Source organism: Marinifilum sp. JC120, from assembly GCA_004923195.1.
GTDB lineage: Bacteria > Desulfobacterota > Desulfovibrionia > Desulfovibrionales > Desulfovibrionaceae > Maridesulfovibrio.
The window spans coordinates 1-667 of sequence record RDSB01000123.1; the positions used below are offsets into that span (position 1 = coordinate 1).

Annotated in this window: 1 tRNA gene; it reads left to right on the top strand. The window is 35.4% G+C overall.

From position 1 onward, the window contains the following. The first annotated feature begins 385 nt into the window (after nt 1-385). Nucleotides 386-472 (top strand) — tRNA-Ser (locus tag D0S45_20660). The last annotated feature ends 195 nt before the right edge of the window (nt 473-667 follow it).

Genomic DNA, 667 nt, shown 5'->3' on the forward strand with positions numbered 1-667 from the left:
AAAAAATAATGATAATCAAATCGCACCATCTCTGTAATAAGTAAATGCCTCTTTTTCTCCGGAAGTTGTCGGAATGACTCGTAATAAGATATCGGCTACAATTGTAAAGGTTTTATCAATAAAATTTCCATTTATACGCGATCTTGGCATAGGTAGTAATCCATTCTCTAACTCTTTTTATTTCCTTTACCTTTTCTTTTGTGAGAAAATTTTCTCACAAACAAAGGAATTGTATAGTACGAACTAACATAAAAGCGGACTCATTAAAAAAAACCTTCTATCTACTTCCAAATTTTCCGGTCAAAAAGGGTATCTATTAACCATAATCTAAAAAACGATGAATAACTCGCTATTCACCCAGATACTCAGTCATAATCTTGATGTCGGAGASATGGCCGASTGGTTGAAGGCGTARCATTGGAAYTGYTATGTAGRCTTTTGTTTACCGAGGGTTCGAATCCCTCTCTTTCCGTACCTTCATCTAAGTCACCAATGTTACTGACCACAATACAGAGTGGACAAGGAATAAAAATATCGCTGCCGATCTATTACTTCGACGAAAAGGGAGCAAAATAGCCCGAACCTTTTTTGATTTTAGTTAGGTTTAAGTTTGACGGGAATAATATTCTACGACTAGCAATTCGTTTATTTTCAAACCGACCCATTT